Genomic DNA, 14,957 nt, shown 5'->3' with positions numbered 1-14,957 from the left:
TGGACCACCATGACGGTGCGGGGGAGACGCCGGGGGCGGAAGGGCGTCCTTGACGCGCACCTGGTGCCGGCCTGTGGCCAAGCCGTGATGACGGAGCGCCTCCCGCGTGGGCGGCGCCACAGCGGGCGCCGCCCACGCGGGTCGCGGCGGCGGCCGTCCCGGATCGGGCGGCTCGCCGCCCGGAAGAGGGGAGCGCGTCGGGGGGCGTGCGCGCTCACTACCGATCATCGCGCGCTCACGGCCCGGCGCTACACCTCTACACCGCTCTTCACTCGTTCGGATGAACCATTGGTGGACAACTGTGAACGTTCGCCCGCCATGTGGGCGAGAAGCTCGTAAGAGCGCAGCCGGTCGCTTTGCTCGGGCACCATCGTCGTGACCATCAACTCGTCCGCATCGGTGCGGTCCAACAGCTCCCGGACGCCCGCGCGCACGGTCTCGGGCCCGCCGATGATCTGACTGCCGAGCCGGTCCTCGACGAACAGCCGCTCCAGGTCGGTGTACGGGTACTCGGCCGCCTCCTCGACGGTCGGCAGCCGGCCGGGCCGCCCCGAACGCAGGCGCAGGAACGCCAGCGCCGACGGCTGCGCGATCCGCAGCGCTTGCTCGTCGGTGTCGGCCGCGATCACCGCCGCGCACACCAGCGCGTACGGCCGTTCCAGCACCTCCGACGGCTGGAACCGCTCCCGGTACGCGGTCAGTGCCGGCAGCGTCTGCTCCGAGCTGAAGTGGTGCGCGAACGCGAACGGCAGGCCGAGCAGTCCCGCGACCTGCGCGCTGTACGTGCTCGACCCGAGCAGCCACACCGGCGGCCCGTACCCGGCGGCGGGCACGGCGTCGAGCTGCTCGGTGCCCGCGAAGTAGCCGCGCAGCTCCTGGAGTTGGCGGGGGAAGTCGTCCGCCGACAGCGGACCGGACGTGCGGCGCAACGCCTGCGCGGTGCGCTGGTCGGTGCCGGGCGCGCGGCCGATGCCCAGGTCGATGCGGTCGGGGTGCAGCGCGGAGAGCGTGCCGAACTGCTCGGCCACCACCAGCGGCGGGTGGTTGGGCAGCATCACGCCGCCCGAACCGACCCGGATCTTCTCGGTCGCGTCGGCGACGTGGCCGATCAGGATCGCGGGCGAGCTGCTCGCGATGCCCGGCATGGTGTGGTGCTCGGCGAGCCAGAACCGGGTGTAGCCCAACGCCTCGGCGTGCTGTGCCAGCTCACGGGTGTTGCGCAGCGCGGTCCGGGCGTCGGTGCCCGCCGTGATCGGGGCCAGGTCGAGCACGGACAGCGGGATCTCGCCGAGTCGGGTCATGTCCGGCTCAACGCCGTGCGGTCGTCCGACCTTCCCCGGACGTCCGGTCGCTCACATCCGGGAAGGCCGGCGGCGGGCGCGGACGTTCTGCCCGGTATGGACGTCGTGGTCGTCGGCGCGGGTCAGGCGGGGTTGTCCACCGCCTACTTCCTGCACCGCTCGGGGCTGGAGTACGTGGTGCTCGACGCCGAGGACGGTCCGGGCGGCGCGTGGCGGCACCGCTGGCCGTCGTTGCGCATGGCCACCGTGCACGGCATCCACGACCTGCCCGGCATGCCGTTCGCGACGCCCGACCCGGACGCGCCGGCGCGGGACGTGCTGCCCGCGTACTTCGCCGGGTTCGAACGCCGCGACTCCCTGCGCGTGCGCCGACCGGTGCGCGTGTCCGAGGTGCGGGACGCGGGCGAGGGGCTTGAGGTGGTGACGGACCAGGGCGTCGTGCCGACCCGGTTCCTGGTCAACGCCACCGGCACGTGGACCCGTCCGTTCGTGCCGCACTACCCCGGCGCGGAGTCGTTCCGGGGCCGGCAGCTCCACGCGTCCGAGTACGCCGGGCCGGCGGAGTTCGCGGGCCGGAAGGTCGTCGTGGTCGGCGGTGGCACGTCGGCGGTGCAGCAGCTGCTGGAGATCGCGACGGTCGCGGAACCGCTGTGGGTCACCCGGCGCGAGCCGGTGTTCCGCGAAGAACCGTTCACGCCCGAGATCGGCCGTGCGGCCGTGGCACTGGTGGAGGAACGCGTCAAGGCGGGTCTGCCGCCGCGCAGCGTGGTCCACGTGACCGGGCTGTCGCTCACCCCGGCGGTGCGCACGGCGCTGGCGTCCGGGGTGCTCGCGCGCCGGCCGATGTTCGAGCGGATCACCGAGTCCGGCGTGGTGTGGGCCGACGGCACCGAGGAACGCGTCGACGCGATCCTGTGGGCCACCGGGTTCCGCGCCGCGCTCGACCACCTGGCACCGTTGCGGCTGCGCGAGCCCGGCGGCGGCATCCGGCTCGACGGGACCCGGGTCGTCGCCGATCCCCGGGTCCACCTCGTCGGCTACGGGCCGTCCGCGAGCACCGTGGGCGCCACCCGCGCGGGGCGGGCGGCGGTACGGGAGATCAGAGCCGCTTTGACCGCGCCGGTCGGCTGAACCGGTCGCCGTGGCGAGTCGAGCGGGTGGGCACGGATCACGGGTGGTGCTCGGGGTGCGGGGTCGGACCGGCCTGGTCACCACCACGAGCCGGGCCTGACCGGCCGACCGGGACCGGGGTGCGCGGGATTCGACGGCCGGCCGGGCCCGCCGACGACCGCGGTGCCTGATCGCGATCGTCGACAGACCCGAGTGCGGGAACCGGCCGTCACGACCGTCGGCTGAGCCGGCCGCCGATCACCCTCGCCGCGACGCCCAGCTTGTAGCGCAGCAACGTGCCGCGGCCGACCTGCCGCTCCGCGAGGTACCGGTGCGCCTCGGTCTCGTCGAAGAACCACGGGAACAGCGACGACGGGTCGTTGAACCCGCTCCACAGCCGCGCACCGATCTCCTCGTCGTGCGACGCGGCCAGCAGCACGTTCTTCTGGTGGTCGCGCAACGGCGCCAGCAGGCCGTTGGTGAACTCGGTGGCGTAGCGGCCCTTCTCCCAGAACGCGTCGAACTGCTCCCGCAGCCACGGCGCGGTGATCGCGCCGTCGTGGGCCGTGAGGCGTTCGGCGAAGAACTTCGCCATGCGGGTCGCGTTGTTGGCGCCCTGGCCCGACAACGGGTCGTTGAGCACCACGGCGTCGCCGAGTCCGAGCACGTGCCGACCCGACGGCAGTTCGGCCACCGGGTGGCGGACGACCGGCACGATCGCGCCCTTGATGAACGTCACCGGGCTCGTCGCCCGCGTCGGCGCGACGAACGGCAGTTCGCCGGGCAGCAGTTCGGCCACGACCTCCTTGAACACCGCCAGACCCTCGTCGGCGGTCGTCACGTCGTCGAACCGGTCCGCCTTGCCGCCCGGCGTGATCTCGACCACGATCGACCGCGACTCGCCGACGTCCTTGTCCCAGAAGGGGATCCAGAACACCTCGACCGTGCCGGGCAGGAACGAGAACACGCCCTGGCGGTGCACGGGGTGCGCGTCCAGGTCGTAGCCGGCCACGTTGACCATGAACAGCTTGCGCTGCGGTTCGGTGTGCGTCGACCGGGCGTCGTCACGCGGGAACAGGCCCTGGAAAGCCTTGTGCCCCACCGTGACCACGACGAGGTCGTGGCTCGCGGCCAGGTCGTCGAGGTCCTCCAGGGAGACCGCGCCGATCACGACCTCGGCGCCGCGCGCGGCCAGTTCCGCCAGCCCGGACGAGAACTTCAGCCGCTGGTCCACGGCCAGCGCCGGCTTGTCCAGCGGTGCGTCGACGGAGAACGCGACCGGTCCGGCGGGTGTGTAGAGATCGAGGTGGATGCGGGTGAAGGGGGACGCCTGCGACCAGGTCGGCAGCCCCAGTTCGGCTTCGTACTCCACCTGGTCCCCGAAGAGGCATGCGGTCGGGCGGCCCCGGTCGGCCAGGTGGTCCTCGGCGGTCCGGTCGGAGTACAGGGACACCTGCCAGCCGGCCCGCAGCAGTGCCGCTGAGAGGACCAACCCGGCCTGACCTGCACCAATAACGGCGATTTTTGCCACGGCTAGAGATCCTGGGCCTGCCCCGGGGTCAAGCCAATAGCACGAACGGGTTCGACTGGAAGTGTTCGCGGCCGGTCCACCGGGAGCGCCCGGTGGACGGCCGCACCACTGCGGTCCGGCGTTCGACGGGTACGGGCGGCGCTCCCGGCGTACGAGCCTCGTCCGTCGGTCGGGTCGGCGCAGGCACCCTTCGACCGGCACGGGATTCGTCTAGGGTCGGTGCCGTGGGCAGGTGGGTCAGGACGGTCGTCGGACTGCTGCTCGGTTTCGGTACGGCGCTGCCCGGCCTGGTCGCCGCGGCGTCGCCCCGTGCGGCCACCCGCATGGTCGTGTTGGAACGTCGTCGACTGGCGAGGTTCCTCGGCGTCGAGAGCGGCGAACCCGGTCCCGGCCGGGCGGCCCGCTACCTGCTCGTCCACGCGGCGGTCGGCCTGCTCGGCGGGTTCGTCGTGGTCTGGCTGTGCTACGGGCTCTACTACGTGCCGGTCGTGGCCTACCGGCTGCTGAGCGGCGAGGTCGACCCGCTGGAGCTGGTCTGGACCGGCTTCGTCGGCCTGGTCCTGCTCTACATCGAGTCGCAGGGCATCGCGGGTGTGGCCCGGCTCGACGCCGCCGCGGCCCGCCGGCTGCTCGGCCGCGGCGAGGCCGAGGTGTTGCGCGAACGCGTCGGCGAGCTGGCCGCGAGCCGCGCGGGCATCGTGGCCGCCGTCGACGCCGAACGCCGTCGCATCGAACGCGACCTGCACGACGGCGTCCAGCAGCGGCTCGTGGCCCTGGGCATGCTGCTCGGCCGGGCGCGACGCCACCCCGAGCGGGCCGACGAACTCGTCGCGCAGGCGCACGAAGAGGCCCGTGAGGTGCTCGACGACCTGCGTGCCGTGGCCTGGCGGGTGTTCCCGGCCGCGTTGGACGCGTTGGGCCTGGCCGAGGCGCTGGCCACGGTCGCCGACCGGTCCGCGATCCCGGTGGAGCTGTCCTGCCCGCCCACGGCGACGATCACCCCCGTGGAGACGGCGGTGTACTTCCTCGTCAGCGAGGCGGTCACGAACGCGGTCAAGCACTCCGGTGCGACCATGATCAAGGTGGACGTCACGCGGGAGGACGACGTGGTGCGCGTACTGGTCGAGGACGACGGGATCGGCGGGGCGGACCCGGCCGGCGGCGGGCTGTCCGGCCTGTCGCGGCGGGTGCTCGCGCTCGACGGGACGTTCGGCGTGACCAGCCCCGAGGGCGGTCCCACGGCGGTCGTGGCGGCGATCCCGTGCGCGTGATCCTGGCCGAGGACTCGACGTTGCTGCGCGAGGGCCTGGTGCGGCTGCTGGCCGAGGAGGACCACGAGGTCGTCGCCGCAGTGGGCGACGCGGACGCGCTGCTCGACGCCGTGGCGGCGTTGCGGCCCGACGTGGTCGTGACCGACGTGCGGATGCCGCCGACGAACTCCGACGAGGGCGTGAAGGCCGCGTTGGAGATCCGCCGGCGGTTCCCGGACACCGGTGTGCTGGTCCTGTCGCAGTACGTGGAACGCCGGTACGCCGTCGACCTGCTCACCGACCACACCGACGGCGTCGGCTACCTGCTCAAGGACCGGGTCGTGCAGGTCGAGGAGTTCCTCGACGCGTTGCGCCGCGTCGGCACGGGCGGCGTCGCGTTCGACCCGGAGGTGGTGCGCCGCCTGCTGGCCCGCACCTCGCACCCGTTGGACGTGCTCAGCCCCCGTGAGCGGGAAGTGTTGGCGCACATGGCCGAGGGGCACACGAACTACTCGATCGCCGCACGCCTGCACGTGTCGCGCAGCGCCGTCGAGAAGCACATCGCGTCGATCTTCGACAAGCTCGGGCTGACCGCCGAGGACGGCTACAGCCGACGCGTCCTCGCCGTCCTGCGCTACCTGCGCGCCTGAGACTTCTTCCGCAGGCGGGTCACCACGAACAGCACGATGGCCAGCAGCACGAGGCCGAGCACGGCCTTCGACACCACGTCCATGTACTTCTCGACCAGGTTCCACTGCTCGCCGAGCAGGTAGCCGGCCAGGATCAGCGCGGTGTTCCAGATCGCGCTGCCCGCCGCGGTCAACGCCAGGAAGACCGGCAGCGACATGCGTTCCACACCCGCCGGGATCGAGATGAGACTGCGGAAGAGCGGCACCATCCGGCCGAAGAACACGGTCGCCTTGCCGTGCTTGAGGAACCACTCCTCGGTCCGGTCCACGTCGTCCACGCTCACCAACGGCATCTTCCGCGCGATCGCCCGCATCCGGTCGCGGCCCAGCAGCGCGCCGAGCCAGTAGAGCGCCAGCGCACCGGCGACCGAACCGACCGTGGTCCACACGATCGCGGCGAGCAGGCTCATGCCGCCCTTGCTCGCGGTGAACCCGGCCAACGGCAGGAACAGCTCGCTCGGCAGCGGTGGGAAGAGGTTTTCCAAGGCGATGGCGAGGCCGGCGCCCGGTGCGCCGAAACCGTCCATCAGGTCGATGACCCAGGTGACGTCCATGGTCACGAAACTACGAACGGACGACCGCGGCGGACCATGATGACGACCCCACGACGGGGTGTGGAAAACCGGAATTCCCGCATGGACCAGGGTTTCCGCGGGCGGTACCGGGTAAACCGCTAGCATCGGCGGCCGTGGAACGCGTGCCGGTCGTCGTCGTAGCCGGATTCCTGGGCGCGGGCAAGACCACGCTGCTCAACCACCTGCTCACCGCGAGTCGCGGCACGCGGATCGGCGTGGTGGTCAACGACTTCGGCAGCATCGGCATCGACGCGATGAGCGTGGCCGGGCAGGTCGACTCCCTGGCGTCGCTGAGCAACGGGTGCCTGTGCTGCGCGGTCGACGTGAGCGGGCTGGACGACATGCTCGCCCGGCTCGACTCGCGGGTGGACGTGATCGTGATCGAGGCCAGCGGCCTGGCCGAACCCGCCGCCATGGTGCGCATGGTGCTCGCGTCGGAGAACCCGCGCCTGCGCTACGGCGGCCTCGTGCTGCTGGTCGACGCGGCCGAGTTCCCCGACGACCTGCGCCGGCACGTGCCGGTCGCCGATCTGGTGGTGCTCAACAAGGTCGACCGCGTGCCCGACGTCGGGCCGGCGCTGGCCCGGATCTCCGCGCTCAAGCCGGGGGTGCCCGCGGTCGCCGTCGACCACGGGCGGATCGACCCGGCCCTGCTGTTCGACCGGCGCCCGCGCGTGACGCACGGCCAGCTCTCGTTCGACGACCTGGCGGATGAGGGCGAGCACGCGCACCACGCGTACGAGAGCGTGGAGTTCACCGCCGGCGGGATGAACCCGACCCGGCTCATGGCGTTCCTCGACGACCGGCCCGCCGGGCTGTACCGGATCAAGGGGTACGTGGCGTTCGAGGTGCCCGGCCACCGGCGGCGGTTGAGCGTGCACACCGTCGGCGCGTTCCTGAGGTTCGCGCCCGCGCCGCCGGGGCGCACCGAACTGGTCCTCATCGGCACCGGCGTGGACGCGGCGGCCCTGCGCGAGCGCTTGGCCGCGTGCGTGGAACCCGACCCGGCGTCCGTGGACCCGCAGTCGATGCTGGAAGTCCTGCGCTATCTCGAGTGAGCCGCGGGTGTCCGGGCGGCGGACCGCCCGGACACCCGCTTCGTCGACCGGAGTGGGGCCGGAGAGACTCGAACTCTCACTGGCACGGACCTAAACCGTGTGCCTCTGCCAATTGGGCTACGACCCCTCGGCCGCGAGCTTATCGGCAGTCGTGCGCGGACAGTTCCGGAGGGACACCCGCGGCGGGGACCGGGTGCCCGGCACCGGTGCGGAAACCGGTGTCCGCCATGTCGGCCGACGTCGATCGGACAGGTCAACTACGGTTGTGGGCAGACCGCTGCTAGGAGGAGATGTGGCTCGCGATCCCGACACCATCCAGCGTGAGATAGAGCAGGCACGCGACGCGCTGGCCGCGACGTTGGACGAGTTGGGCACCCGTGCCGACCCCCAGCGCCTCGTGGAGTCCGGCAAGGCGGGCCTGCGCGCGAAACTGGCCGAACCGAAGATCAAGTACACGCTGATCGTCGTGGGTGCCGTCGTCGGCTTCGCCCTGGTGCGCAAGCTCTTCCGCTGACCGGCCGGTGCTACTGCCCCTTGCCGACGAGGGGCAGCAGCACCTGGTCGACCATGCGGTCGACGAAGGCGCCGTCCAACGCCTCGCCGGTCAGCATCAGCCGGTAGATCAGCGCCGCGCCGGCGAGTTCGACCACCGTGCCGCGCGGCGCGTCGGGTTTCAGCTCGCCGCGCTCGGCGGCGCGGTCGAGGATGCCGCGCAGCACGTCGCGCTGCGCGATGAGGAACGTGTCCCGGAACGCCGTCGCCAGCTCGGGCTCGTGCGGCAGTTCGCCGACCAGCGCCTGCGCGGCCTTGCCGATCGGACCGGACAGGAACCCCGCGAACGTGCTCAGGAACTCCCGCAGGTCGCCCCCGAGCGACCCCGTGTCCGGCTCGGTGAGGTTGCGTTGCGCGAGCTGCGTGCAGGTGTCGATGACCAGATCGAGCTTGGATTCCCAACGCCGGTAGATCGTCGCCTTGCCGGCACGTGCCCGTGCCGCCACGGCGTCCATCGTCAACGCCCGGTACCCGACGTCCGCCATGACTTCCAACGCCGCTTGGCGCAGCGCGTCGTCCCGGCTCGCGTCCCTGGGTCTGCCTCGCTGCGGCGACCGTGCCGCCCCGTCGTACACCGGTGTGGCCATGTCTGCTCCCGTCTTCTTTGGCGGGACATCCTAGGCCCGTCCGGAAGGGGCGGGACCGCTCTGCGCGGGTCATGACGGGTGCTCGGTTACATACCGGTCGGTAGTGCACCGACCGGCTCAACCGCGGTTGCTCAACCGGGCAGCGCGAGACCGTGCCGCAGGTGCAGGTACGCGACCGAGAAGGCCAGTGCGTCGCCGTCGAGGAGGTGGACGACGGCGCGGTCCTTGCGGCCGTTCGCGATCTCGTCGACGAGTTGGTCGGCCTGCACGCGGGCGGCGATCAGACCCGGGGCCACGGCTTCCAGCGTGGTCGTCCCGTGGTTCACCGACACGGCCCAGTCGTCTCCGGAACGGTGGTAGTTCGCGGTGATGGCCATCGCGGGCATGGTGGAACGCCTCCCGATACTTCGTGGCGAAAAGCAGAATCTGTCTGCTTTCGCCCGGGAATGCGCGCTGCGACGTCCTTTCGTGTCGAATGTTCACCCCTCAGGGGCGCGCTTCGCGTCCTGCCCCTCGCTCTGCCCCGGCCACCGCGCGAGTCCTCCACTCAGACACCCTGAAATACGCGCTCAGGCACCCTGAAGTACGCACTCGGGCAGTGCGAGACGTGTGTTCGCGCGGAGGTGGGGTCGTGCTCGCGCGAGTTATGTGCTCGGACACCGCGAGTTGTGCGTGCGGGCGGTGTGTGGTGGTGCGGCGGGTTGGGGCGCCGAAAGACGGGTGTGTCGGCTCGCCGCTCGGGCAGACCGCCGGAAAGGGCACCCAGGGGCTTCCGCCTCCGGCTGCTGCCGTTGTGGTGGGTGCGCTGCGTTCTGCGGCTTGGCGGTGGGTGGCTGCGGTGCTGTGTGGCCCGTAGTCGGGAGTTGTGTGGTCGTGCCCGACTACGGGACCGGGTGTCTGTCTGTGAAAGTTTCCGACCCCTGACTTGTGCGCTTATGCGCCGGCGCCTACTCCGGCGGCCTTGGCGCGTTCGGTGCGCAGTCGGGTCACGGCGGGCAGGTCCAAGGGGCTTGGCTTGGTTCCGGTGGCCCACTCGATCAGCAGGTCCGCCAGTGCCGGGTTGCGGGGGAGTACCGGGCCGTGCAGGTACGTGCACACGATCCTGCCCTGTACGGCGCCTTCCACCTTGCCGTCGTTGCCGGTGCCGACCTTCACGTGGGCCAACGGCCTTGCGGACGGGCCGAGGGTGGTTCTGCCCTGGTGGTTCTCGAAGCCGGTCAGGAAGCCCTCGAACAGGCCGTCCGCCGGGGTCGCGACGACTTCGCCGATGGCCCTGCTGCCGCCCGCGTGCGACGTCGAGTCCAGCAGTCCCAGGCCGGGATGGGTGACGTTGTCCGCCCTGGTGAACGACTCGCCGAAGATCTGGATGCCGGCGCAGATGCCGAGCACCACGGCACCGCGTGCCGCCGCCTGCTGGAGGCCGGGGTGTTCGCGCAGGTGCCGCACGGCCAGGGTCTGCGCGGTGTCCTCGCCGCCGCCGACGACGTAGATGTCGCACGACGACGGCACGGGCTGTCCGAAGTTGACCGTGACGATCTCGGCGGGGATGCCGCGCCACGCCATCCTCCGCTCGAGCACGACGGCGTTGCCGAAGTCGCCGTACGTGCCCAGCAGGTCCGGCAGCACGAGGGCGACCCGGACCGTGGACTCACTCATCGGCTGACCTCGCGTTCAGATCGCGGAAAGCGGTGTAGTTGGCGATCACCTCGACCGGCCCGGTGGGCAGGGCGTCGATGGCCTTGAGCGGGTCCGGGACGATCGTGTGCTCGACCTCCGCGTACGTCAGCCGCACGGCCAGGTCCGTCGCCCGCTCGCCGGACGCGATCACCTGACGTCCGCGCAGCTTCTCGAACGGCACGTCCCACAGCCACGACAGGTCGCGGCCGTCGGCCTCGTGCGCGTTGATCACGAGCACGGCCGGGTGGTCGGCCTCGCGCACCACGGTCAGCGTCTCGCTCCAGCCGGCCGGGTTCTTCGACAGCAGCAGCCTCGCCCGGTGGCCGCTGCGCTGGATCGTCCGGTACCGGCCGGCCACGTTGGACACGCCGCGCAGGCGCTGCACGGCCTCCTCGACCGGCACGCCCAGGGCCGCCGCGGCGGCCGTGGCCATGACCGCGTTGGCCTGGTTGAACTTGCCGGGCAGGCGCAGCGCGAGCTGGACCTTCTCGCCGTGGGGTCCGATCAGGAAACCGTCGCCGGTGATCCAGTTCGGCCGCGGCCGGGCCAGGTCGCAGTGCGTGCAGTTCCAGTGCTCGCCGCGCCACTGGATCGGGTCGCCACAGCGCGGGCACGACGCCGCGTCGTTGTGCCAGCCCGTGCCGGTCGCCACCCACACCACGTTCGCGCAGTCGCGGGCCGCCGAGGTCACCATGATGTCGTCGCAGTTGGCCACGACCACGCCGCGCACGGTCGACAACGCGGTCCGCAGCGACTTCTCGATCGTGCGCACCTCACCGACGCGGTCGAGCTGGTCGCGCGACAGGTTCAGCAGCACGGCCACGGCCGGCGCCGCCGCGCGTACGACCTCGGGGAAGTACCCCTCGTCGACCTCCAGCACCGCGTACGGCGCGTCGGGCTGCTTGGACAACGCGGTCACGTGCCCGTCGGGCATGTTCGCGCCGCCGTGGTTGGTCGCGACCTCGCCCAGGAACGACACCGCGCGGCTGAGCATCATCGTGCTGGTGGTCTTGCCGTTGGTGCCGGTCACGAGCGCGACCTCACGCCCGGACGTCAGGTGCGCCAACGCCTGTGGGTCGAGTTTGAGCGCGACGCGGCCACCGATCATGCCGCCGGCGCCCAGGCCCATCTTCTGCGACAGCTTCGAGCTGATGTTGCCCAGACGCACGGCGGCGGCGGTGCGCAGCGGCAGGCGACCAGGGTCCGTACCAGGAGTGTTCGGCAAGCGTCTTCCCGCATCCGTAGCGACAGGGATGCCGCGATGCTACCGGTGCGGCCGGCCGTCCAGGTCCCGCAGGGTCTTGATCAGGTCGGCGGTCTCCATCCCGCACAGCTGCGCCATGTACTCCAGCGCCGGCTGGTCGAGGTGGACCTCGGCGGTCCGGTGCGGCGGGAGCTGCGTGAGCCTGCCCTGCGCCCACCGCCGCAGCGGCAGCAGTTGCGGCCGGTCGTCCGCGATCACGGCGGTCAGGTCCACCGCCAGGTGGCCGGTGGGCGCGTCGCCGAACACGCGCTCGTGCACGCGGGCCAGCACCTGGTGCGCGGGCACGCCGAGCGCCAGGCAGATCTCGGCCAGCCGCACGACCGAGCACTGCCGGGTGCCCAGCTCGTAGGTCGCGAGCGTCTGGAGCGAGATGTCGCTCTGCAACCGGCGGTTGAGTTCCTTGCGCGTCCAGCCGCGCTGCTTGCGGAGACCGCGGAGTTCATCACCGAGCACGCGCTGGTACTCCGCAGTGTCGATCTGCACCGTCAAGTCCTCCCAGTCCCCGGGGACCTCGACAGATCCCACGGAGATGGAAAGTCCGACTTGCCCCTCGCTTACGCGACTTGACCCGATTAACGCCCGATCGGGTGAACCGAGGCACACTCACGGTGGGTCTTCAGGCATCGAGCGCCTGGATCACCCCGGGCTCCTGCGGTCCGAGGAACTTCGGGTCGCGACGGACCACCACGCCCTCCCAGAGCGCCTTGTACGCGGCGACGGACTCCCGGACGTACTGCTGCACGGTCGTGCCCCGGTAGTCGTCCCACGTCTCGTGCCCGACGCCGTACGCGTCGACCCCGGCCCGGCGGCACAGCGTCACGGCCCGGGGCAGGTGCGTGACCTGCGAGACGACCGTCAGCCGGTCCACGCCGAAGATCCGCTTGGCGCGAGTGCACGAGTCCCACGTGTCCAGGCCCGCGTAGTCGGCCACGATGAACCGCTCCGGCACGCCGTGCTCGACCAGGTACCGCCGCATCGCGCCGGGCTCGTCGTAGTCGACGGTGCTGTTGTCGCCGCTGACCAGCAGCACCTTGACCTTGCCCCGGCGGAACAGGTCGGCGGCCACGTCCAGCCGCCCGGCCAGGAACGGCGTCGGGCGCCCGTCGCGCAGTCCGGCGCCGAGCACCAGCGCGACGGGCGTCTCCGGCACGTCCTCGGCCTTGAACCGGTACGGCGCGCTGGAGATCAGCACCCACGCGTAGGGCACGGTCCCGATCAACGCGACCAGGCCCGCCACCAGCAGCACGCGTTTCCAGCGCACCTTCCGGAACAACCGCATCCGTTCCCCCAAGGACCTAGTTCACGCAGACGACGCCGCCCGCCGTGATCGGCGGCTGTCCGGTCTCCTGCCGCCGGTGCGCGCCGTCGAGGCCGACCAGCGGCGTGCCGCGCAGGTTCTGGCTGCCCGGTCCGGCGTAGTCGCTGCCCACGAACACCCGTGCGCGACCGGCCGGGATGGCCGGGTCCTCCTCGGTCGCCAGGCCGCCCAGTTCCTCGGCCACGGCCGCCGCGCCCGCCTCGCCGCCCTTGCCGTACCGGACGACGGACCGGCTCATGCCCTCGTCCGCGTTGTCGGCGCCGCCGTCGACGAACTTCTTCGCCACGAGCACCTCGAGCACGCGGGCGGCCAGGCCCGGCGTGCCCGACGCGTTGCGCACCTCGACGGTCACGGTGGCGGGGTCGACGGTCTGCCCGGTGGGCGCGGGCGCGTTCGGGTCGGCGTTCAGGCCCTTCACGAACCGGCGCACGTCGCCCTCGTCGATCTCGATCGCCTGGCCGTCCTCGGGCGTCTCCAGCTCGGGGTCGCCGGTCGGGATGGTCTCGAACTTGAGGTTGCCGCCGGTCAGGTCCTTCATGCGGGTGGCGAACTGGAGCACGTCCCAGTCCTTGTCCAGCACGATGGACTTGGTCAGCGCGCCGATCAGGTCGCTGAGCTTGCCGGGATCCGACAGCGTGCCGGCGGACAGCACCTGTTTGGCCAGACCCGCCATGAAGACCTGCTGGCGCACGATCCGGTCGAGGTCGCCGCGCAGCAGGCCGTGCCGCTGGCGGACGAACGCGAGCGCCTCGCGGCCCTGGATCTTCTGCGGGCCGGCCTTGAAGTCGGCGCCGGAGAAATCGTCCTGCGTGGCCTGGTTGAGGCACACGTCGACGCCGCCGACGGCCTTGGTGATGTCGTAGAAGCCGACCAGGTTGATCTCGGCGTAGTGGTCGATCGTGACGCCGGTCAGGTCCTCGATGGTCTTGATCAGGTTCTTGGCGCCGGCCTGGTTGGACTGGACCTCGCGCGCGGCGGGGTCGGCGACCTCGTCCTGGAGCTTCTCCAGCGCGTCGTTCTTCGCGTAGCCGTACGCCGAGTTGATCTTATGCCGGCCGTAGCCGCCCGCGATCTTCACGTACGAGTCGCGCGGGAACGACACGGCGACGGCCTTGCCGCCGTCGTTGGGCACGTGCATGAGGATCAACGTGTCCGTGTTGAGCCCGCCCGCGGACTCGTCGCCCGCGTGCAGTTCGTCGAGGACGTTCTGCGGCAGCGGGTTGCCCTTGGCGTCCGTGCGGCTGTCCATGCCGACCATGAGGATGTCGACCGAGCCGTCGGCCGGCCGCTCGCCGCCGCCCTCGGCGCTGATCACGTCGCGGGTCGACAGGTTCTCGGTCAGCGCGTTGAGGTTCTTCCAGCCGTAGCCGGTGCCGATCAGCACGGCCAGCGAGCAGGCGACCGCGATCGACCGCCCGACCAGCGAACCGGGCTTGGGCGTCGACGTCGGCGCCTTGCGCCGCGTCGAAGTCGAGGAACGGGTCGTCGACCGCTGCCCGGCCGGGCGACGGGCACCGGCCGCCGGGGCCTCGCCGCGCGACCTGCGGGGTTCGTCGGCGGCGGGACGGGAACGGCGGGGTTCGTCGGCGGACGCGCGTGAGCGGCGCTGGTCGTCGGTACGAGGGCGCCGCTGCGGCTCCTCCGAGCGGAAACCACGCTGCGGCGAGTCGGCGCGACGGGGTTCGTCGGCACGTGGCCGGCGCGGCGCGGGCTCTTCCGGGCGAGGTCGGCGCTGGGGTTCCCGACGCGGCGCGTCGGGGCGCGGACGTCCGCCCGCGAGGTCGCGGCGCCGGTCGGCGGGAGTCTCCCGGCGCGGCGGCTCGCGACGTGGGTCGTTCTGGTGGGGATCGGGTTGGGGTGTGCGCGGCTGTCGGCGGCGCGGCGGTTCACCCCGACCGGGCACGGGGCCGCGCGGGGGAACCGGTCGGCCGCGGTCCCCCGGGGGCCCGCTCTGCTGCCACGGCGGCCGGTCGTCCACTCGGTCTCCTCCCTCGTCCCGGGGTTACGCCCTGGTTGACGTCCCGGGCTCGACCAGGGTTGCGCAC

General features: G+C 71.8%; 15 protein-coding genes and 1 tRNA gene. 5 read left to right on the top strand and 11 right to left on the bottom strand.

The features are described 5' to 3' along the window. Positions 1-248: 248 nt before the first annotated feature. Entirely contained in the window at positions 249-1,301 is a 1,053-nt protein-coding gene (locus tag F4559_RS27025; protein WP_184673357.1) for an LLM class flavin-dependent oxidoreductase, read from the bottom strand. Positions 1,302-1,397: 96 nt separating this feature from the next. Between F4559_RS27025 and F4559_RS27020 the strand changes: the two genes are divergently transcribed. Further along, a complete protein-coding gene (locus F4559_RS27020; protein WP_184673355.1) occupies positions 1,398-2,432 on the top strand; it encodes an FAD-dependent oxidoreductase in 1,035 nt (344 codons plus the stop codon). A 208-nt stretch (positions 2,433-2,640) separates the two neighbouring features. Here the strand turns inward: F4559_RS27020 and F4559_RS27015 are convergent, their stop codons facing one another. Continuing rightward, on the bottom strand, positions 2,641-3,903 hold the full coding sequence (locus F4559_RS27015; RefSeq protein ID WP_184673354.1) for a styrene monooxygenase/indole monooxygenase family protein: 1,263 nt from the start codon (positions 3,901-3,903) through the stop codon (positions 2,641-2,643). A 263-nt stretch (positions 3,904-4,166) separates the two neighbouring features. Here F4559_RS27015 and F4559_RS27010 point away from each other — a divergent pair, with 263 nt between their 5' ends. Further along, complete coding sequence (locus F4559_RS27010; protein WP_184673352.1) at positions 4,167-5,213, top strand: sensor histidine kinase; 1,047 nt, start codon at positions 4,167-4,169, stop codon at positions 5,211-5,213. Then, positions 5,204-5,842, top strand: a complete 639-nt coding sequence (locus F4559_RS27005; protein WP_184673349.1) for a response regulator transcription factor — start codon at positions 5,204-5,206, stop codon at positions 5,840-5,842. The genes F4559_RS27010 and F4559_RS27005 overlap by 10 nt, the downstream gene beginning before the upstream one ends. On the opposite strand, the gene F4559_RS27000 is transcribed toward F4559_RS27005, so the two are convergent. Continuing rightward, entirely contained in the window at positions 5,827-6,435 is a 609-nt protein-coding gene (locus F4559_RS27000; RefSeq protein WP_184673347.1) for a DedA family protein, read from the bottom strand. The two genes, F4559_RS27005 and F4559_RS27000, sit on opposite strands and share 16 nt — an antisense overlap. A gap of 134 nt (positions 6,436-6,569) precedes the next feature. Between F4559_RS27000 and F4559_RS26995 the strand changes: the two genes are divergently transcribed. After that, a complete protein-coding gene (locus F4559_RS26995; RefSeq protein WP_184673345.1) occupies positions 6,570-7,514 on the top strand; it encodes a CobW family GTP-binding protein in 945 nt (314 codons plus the stop codon). Between the two features lie 53 nt (positions 7,515-7,567). Here the strand turns inward: F4559_RS26995 and F4559_RS26990 are convergent. Beyond that, positions 7,568-7,641 (bottom strand) — tRNA-Leu (locus F4559_RS26990). A gap of 165 nt (positions 7,642-7,806) precedes the next feature. Between F4559_RS26990 and F4559_RS26985 the strand changes: the two genes are divergently transcribed. Then, entirely contained in the window at positions 7,807-8,028 is a 222-nt protein-coding gene (locus tag F4559_RS26985; RefSeq protein ID WP_184673343.1) for a DUF3618 domain-containing protein, read from the top strand. Positions 8,029-8,038: 10 nt separating this feature from the next. Here the strand turns inward: F4559_RS26985 and F4559_RS26980 are convergent, their stop codons facing one another. The 7 genes from F4559_RS26980 to F4559_RS36570 all read right to left on the bottom strand — a co-directional run bounded on the left by F4559_RS26980 (position 8,039) and on the right by F4559_RS36570 (position 14,890). After that, the gene (locus tag F4559_RS26980; RefSeq protein ID WP_184673341.1) at positions 8,039-8,653 is read right to left on the bottom strand and encodes a TetR/AcrR family transcriptional regulator; all 615 of its coding nucleotides are present in this window, start codon (positions 8,651-8,653) and stop codon (positions 8,039-8,041) included. A gap of 131 nt (positions 8,654-8,784) precedes the next feature. Beyond that, positions 8,785-9,030, bottom strand: a complete 246-nt coding sequence (locus tag F4559_RS26975; RefSeq protein ID WP_246445340.1) for a hypothetical protein — start codon at positions 9,028-9,030, stop codon at positions 8,785-8,787. Positions 9,031-9,586: 556 nt separating this feature from the next. After that, positions 9,587-10,309 carry a type 1 glutamine amidotransferase gene (locus F4559_RS26970; protein WP_184673337.1) on the bottom strand — a complete coding sequence of 241 codons (723 nt, stop codon included), beginning with the start codon at positions 10,307-10,309 and terminating at the stop codon, positions 9,587-9,589. After that, on the bottom strand, positions 10,302-11,555 hold the full coding sequence (locus F4559_RS26965) for a Mur ligase family protein (RefSeq protein WP_184673335.1): 1,254 nt from the start codon (positions 11,553-11,555) through the stop codon (positions 10,302-10,304). The genes F4559_RS26970 and F4559_RS26965 overlap by 8 nt, the downstream gene beginning before the upstream one ends. Before the next feature lie 39 nt (positions 11,556-11,594). Further along, entirely contained in the window at positions 11,595-12,077 is a 483-nt protein-coding gene (locus F4559_RS26960; RefSeq protein ID WP_184673333.1) for a helix-turn-helix domain-containing protein, read from the bottom strand. Positions 12,078-12,210: 133 nt separating this feature from the next. Then, positions 12,211-12,873: a SanA/YdcF family protein gene (locus F4559_RS26955; RefSeq protein WP_184673331.1), complete on the bottom strand. Its 663-nt coding sequence runs from the start codon at positions 12,871-12,873 to the stop codon at positions 12,211-12,213. A 16-nt stretch (positions 12,874-12,889) separates the two neighbouring features. Beyond that, positions 12,890-14,890: an LCP family protein gene (locus F4559_RS36570; protein WP_312865842.1), complete on the bottom strand. Its 2,001-nt coding sequence runs from the start codon at positions 14,888-14,890 to the stop codon at positions 12,890-12,892. Positions 14,891-14,957 lie beyond the last annotated feature (67 nt).

Origin of the sequence: Saccharothrix violaceirubra, assembly GCF_014203755.1 — a bacterium.
GTDB classification, from domain to species: Bacteria; Actinomycetota; Actinomycetes; order Mycobacteriales; family Pseudonocardiaceae; genus Actinosynnema; species Actinosynnema violaceirubrum.
This window is presented reverse-complemented; position numbering and strand designations above follow the sequence as displayed.

Excerpts from the sequence above, each read along its gene's own strand:
- F4559_RS26955 (WP_184673331.1), bottom strand. The coding sequence starts at position 12,873 with ATGCGGTTGTTCCGGAAGGTGCGCTGGAAACGCGTGCTGCTGGTGGCG.
- F4559_RS26975 (WP_246445340.1), bottom strand. The coding sequence starts at position 9,030 with ATGGCCATCACCGCGAACTACCACCGTTCCGGAGACGACTGGGCCGTG.
- F4559_RS26970 (WP_184673337.1), bottom strand. The coding sequence starts at position 10,309 with ATGAGTGAGTCCACGGTCCGGGTCGCCCTCGTGCTGCCGGACCTGCTG.
- F4559_RS27020 (WP_184673355.1), top strand. The coding sequence starts at position 1,398 with ATGGACGTCGTGGTCGTCGGCGCGGGTCAGGCGGGGTTGTCCACCGCC.
- F4559_RS27000 (WP_184673347.1), bottom strand. The coding sequence starts at position 6,435 with ATGGACGTCACCTGGGTCATCGACCTGATGGACGGTTTCGGCGCACCG.
- F4559_RS27025 (WP_184673357.1), bottom strand. The coding sequence starts at position 1,301 with ATGACCCGACTCGGCGAGATCCCGCTGTCCGTGCTCGACCTGGCCCCG.
- F4559_RS26980 (WP_184673341.1), bottom strand. The coding sequence starts at position 8,653 with ATGGCCACACCGGTGTACGACGGGGCGGCACGGTCGCCGCAGCGAGGC.